This is a genomic window from Microbacterium sp. GbtcB4, assembly GCF_019091465.1.
In the GTDB taxonomy this organism is placed as follows: domain Bacteria; phylum Actinomycetota; class Actinomycetes; order Actinomycetales; family Microbacteriaceae; genus Microbacterium; species Microbacterium paraoxydans.
This window is the reverse complement of sequence record NZ_JAGXJJ010000026.1, coordinates 1-386: the sequence shown is the minus strand read 5'-3', so window position 1 is coordinate 386 and position 386 is coordinate 1. Positions and strand designations below refer to the sequence as shown.

The following is a 386-nucleotide window of genomic DNA, read 5'->3' as shown; positions in this document are numbered from 1 at the left end:
CAGTCACATTAACATGGACATCAAGTGTGTCGGGGGATGTTGCAGGGTATGAAATTTATAATGGAACTCAATTCTTAGCTAGCGTAACAGGAACAACTTATAATGTGAGCGGATTGACAACATCAACTTCATACATGTTTTGGGTGAAAGCGAAAGATAGAAGTGGAAATATTGCAAGTGGAGCAAGTATTAGTGTGAAGACAACAAATACAATCCCGCCTGATACAACACCGCCTATCCTTACAATCACACCAGGAACAACATTTACAGATAGTATGACAGTTACAATGAGTACAAATGAAACAGCAGATATTTATTATACGACAGACGGAACAACACCGACAACAGGAAGTACAAAGTATACAAGCGTTATTAACATCACGAAC

At 38.6% G+C, this 386-nt stretch carries 1 protein-coding gene; it reads left to right on the top strand.

What is annotated here, in order from left to right; genetic code table 11:
• The coding region (locus KVS71_RS17140; RefSeq protein ID WP_217585118.1) for a fibronectin type III domain-containing protein at positions 1-386 on the top strand (386 nt) is incomplete at both ends.